Origin of the sequence: Bacillus hominis (assembly GCF_018332515.1) — a bacterium.
Lineage (GTDB): Bacteria > Bacillota > Bacilli > Bacillales > Bacillaceae_G > Bacillus_A > Bacillus_A hominis.
In genome coordinates this window covers 1-3412 of the sequence record NZ_BOQD01000540.1, presented here as the reverse complement: position 1 = coordinate 3412, position 3412 = coordinate 1, and the positions used below count along the sequence as shown (strand labels likewise).

The 3412-nt window shown below is 28.9% G+C and carries 4 protein-coding genes and 1 pseudogene; all 5 read right to left on the bottom strand.

Going from position 1 to position 3412, the window contains the following annotated elements:
- Positions 1 to 172: 172 nt before the first annotated feature.
- Positions 173 to 1249 carry an acyltransferase family protein gene (locus tag KI356_RS27225; protein ID WP_212937005.1) on the bottom strand — a complete coding sequence of 359 codons (1077 nt, stop codon included), beginning with the start codon at positions 1247 to 1249 and terminating at the stop codon, positions 173 to 175.
- A 184-nt stretch (positions 1250 to 1433) separates the two neighbouring features.
- Positions 1434 to 1895 (bottom strand): annotated as a pseudogene (locus KI356_RS27220) (ATP-grasp domain-containing protein); the annotation flags it as partial.
- Positions 1882 to 2487 (bottom strand): sugar transferase, encoded by a 606-nt coding sequence (locus KI356_RS27215; protein ID WP_212937004.1) that lies wholly within the window; start codon positions 2485 to 2487, stop codon positions 1882 to 1884. The gene KI356_RS27215 and the pseudogene KI356_RS27220, both read right to left, overlap by 14 nt.
- 107 nt (positions 2488 to 2594) lie before the next feature.
- Positions 2595 to 2831: a hypothetical protein gene (locus tag KI356_RS27210; protein WP_212937003.1), complete on the bottom strand. Its 237-nt coding sequence runs from the start codon at positions 2829 to 2831 to the stop codon at positions 2595 to 2597.
- A gap of 224 nt (positions 2832 to 3055) precedes the next feature.
- Positions 3056 to 3412, bottom strand: a 357-nt coding sequence (locus tag KI356_RS27205; RefSeq protein ID WP_274388411.1) for a beta-1,6-N-acetylglucosaminyltransferase, incomplete at its 5' end; no start/stop codon positions are given.

Below are 3412 nucleotides of genomic sequence, written 5' to 3'. Positions count from 1 at the left end.
AAACCTCGTATTTTTTAGTTCCTTTTTTATTTATACATTTAGTTTTTCTTTAATTTATTATCAATTTCACCTTTCGAAATTATTTATTCCAGCCACTTATTTATAATTCAATTCATAACAAATAACTACTTCTATTAAATAGATAATTATCCCATCTATTTCAACGAAAAAACTATCCAATCGCTCTTTGATTATTACGTGTAATAAAACTCTTGTTGTCAATCATTCGCGCTATAGGTTTGTATATACAATTGATTACATAAGATGAAGCAATACATAACGTTATCAACCAAATAAAAATTATGATTGGATATCCAGGTGCAAATATAAGCCCTGGAAAAATTGACATATAAAAAAACATATGAGTCAACCATATGTTTGTCGAATGCTCCCCCAAAAAGGATAATGTATGTTGTATAACACTACTCTTATTCATAAGAATAAAGAAACTTATAAATGCAATAGCCGTAAAAGGGGCGATAATCATAGATTCATAAAAAGCATGTAAAACTATTAACATAATAATCCCTATAGCACAAAGTATATTCTTATAGGGCATGTAATAGCATTTATTATATATTTTCGAATAAATTTTTTCTTTCGCAAAAATAGTACCCACAATAAATGGAAGTAAAGATGTACCAACCAATACCACGGCATTTACTGACATACCCAGAATTGTATGATGCTCAACATCCAAAACATTTTTTATACGTTGAATATAACTCACTAAATATATAGCACCAAAAAGCAGTAACAAACTTATTGAATTATATTTTCTCACCAATTTAGTCAATAACGGTGCTAAAAAGACAAGAATAATATATGTCTGTAAAAACCACCATGCACCATTATATGAAGATGATAGTACAAAGACATTGAGAAAAAAACTTATTATACCACCTGAGAAAACCTCTGATTTACCTGCAAAAAAGCCAACAATAATAAATAGAACAAGCACTATCCAATAATTCATTACTAGTTTTAATATACGCATACAATTTCTACTTACATCTAATCTTTGTTCTTTATAAAAAATTACATATAAGCCATAACCACTTACAAAACAATATATAGGTACACACGCGTCTCCAAATAATGCCAAATAGTAAATTAACGGTGTCCCATTGATTGTTAAAAAGGTTTCATACACCCCGTTAACTTCTTTCCTAGCAAACAGGTGAAGTAACAACATAAGTAATATAGCCGCTCCTTTTAACATTTTTGTATCACTTTTTGAAATTTCCATAAATCCAATCTCCTCCTTTCATATCTGCTGTTTTCTTGTTATACATTCCCCATCAGTTATTTTATTTAAATCGTATATATTTAATTTTAGCTGTCGTTATATGGCACTTCTTCCTAAAGTTCTAAAAACTCAGCATAAATAAAAAGCCCCTTTGCTTTGAAAACATGGTAGCCTTTCTTTTTTATATTAATAATGGAAATTGATATTCTTTTCTTTCAATCTCCTCATCACTATATACTTTAGGTGTGGGGATGTTATTAGAAACAAAGAAGTTATATGTGTATTTTTTATTATGAGCAATTTTATTTAATTCCTTCCCGGAAACTAATACTTTTACATCAAGTTCTGTGAAAAGATGTCTGTTTTCAGCAAAGATTAATAGCTCAGTATCAATTAAAGGAACAATTAAATCAATTCTTTCTATTTGACATATTTTTAATATCTCCTTTATATAATGTTCTTCAGTTACTTTTGGCACTATAAAATGATTATCACTAAAATAAGTGGTCGGAGCTGTTTTCTTTAAATCTGCCGTAATTATACTTACTTCCATCCCCTCTCGTATGAATGCTTCCTTAAATTTTTCAATTAAAGCTACTCTCCTACCCGAGCTGGTAAACAAAATATTCATATTATTTTTCTCCATGGTTTATACTCCCCTTAAAAACCGGCATAGTCGCATGATTACTATTCTGTATTCCGTCTGATTTTAAGACTTTCACAAAAGTTAAGAATAAAATTTTCAAATCTAAATAAAAATTATGATTCTCAACATACCAAATATCTAGTTTGAATTTTTCATCCCATGAAATACTATTTCGACCATTGATTTGAGCCCATCCAGTAATTCCTGGTCTTACATTATGTCTTTTTGCCTGCTCCTGGGAATATAAAGGTATATACGTCATTAATAATGGTCGAGGACCTACTAAACTTAAGTGGCCTTTTACAACATTTATTAATTGTGGTAATTCGTCTAAACTATACTTTCTTAAAAAATTCCCGAAAGAAGTTAACCTAATTTCATCTGACAATAAATATCCATTTTCATCTTTTTCATCCGTCATTGTACGAAATTTATAAAGATTAAATGGCTTTCCATATAATCCTGGACGCTCTTGTTTAAAAAATATTGGAGACCCCAATTTGAATTTAACAAGAATTGCTATTAAAGCTATAACAAAAGAAAAAAACAATAATAAAAATAGAGAAATAAACAAATCAAAACATCGTTTCATTCATTATCACTCTCCTAACCCTTTATTTGTTTTCAATCTTTTTTCGAAAGTTTCACCTATAAATCAATTCTTATTATTTACATAAAAAAGGTTAGAATAAAATTATTCTAACCTTCTATCAAACCAAAACGTTTAAATGCTGCTAACATATCAACATATTGCCACTCTAGCTTTCCATCACATAATAAAATGTTATATTTCGGAAGATTATTAGATTCCTTGATAAATATACAATTATAAAGCCCGTATGTTGTATTATCACAAAAGCTTATTGCATTATTTTTATCTATTAAATATTTCCCCATTGGTAACTGAACAGGTTGAAAACCATTATCCTTTGCCATACAAAAGCATTATTTATACCCTGTGTAGTTTGCAAAGCAGAAGTTGTATCACCTTTTATTCCCCAGCGATCGAGTTCAACTATATATAACCATTTAATTCATCTCCGCCCATTAATATCCACTTATCTTGTATACAGCTATATCTATCATATTCATTTAATGGATTTATTGTATGGATAGATATTCTACTTCTTTGACTAAAACGTACCCCCATATATTACAAACTATGTCTTGTATCTATTCGCAAAGTATCCTATTACCTCTTCATCTACACTTCGATCAAATTTCCTTGCAAAATATTGATTTGAACTTTCGATTGAATCAACATCTTTCAGTGTAAATACTATAGGATGATTTTTATTTGTATAATCTTCTCCCCATCTTAAATATACTAAGTTATTATTTATTACCTGACATTTAAAATCTGAGTTCATTATAATTGTCTGAAAAAACCATTCATCTGGACATAACGCATATTTAAACAAATAATAATACCAGCTATTTTGTTCCAAAAACTCTATAATATATTTTGCAACATCCAATGGAATACAAAACCATGATGAGCCGTGGTAAAATTCCAT

Bases quoted from the DNA above. Each gene is read 5' to 3' on its own strand.
- KI356_RS27225 (WP_212937005.1), bottom strand. From the start codon at position 1,249: ATGGAAATTTCAAAAAGTGATACAAAAATGTTAAAAGGAGCGGCTATA.
- KI356_RS27215 (WP_212937004.1), bottom strand. From the start codon at position 2,487: ATGAAACGATGTTTTGATTTGTTTATTTCTCTATTTTTATTATTGTTT.
- KI356_RS27210 (WP_212937003.1), bottom strand. From the start codon at position 2,831: ATGGCAAAGGATAATGGTTTTCAACCTGTTCAGTTACCAATGGGGAAA.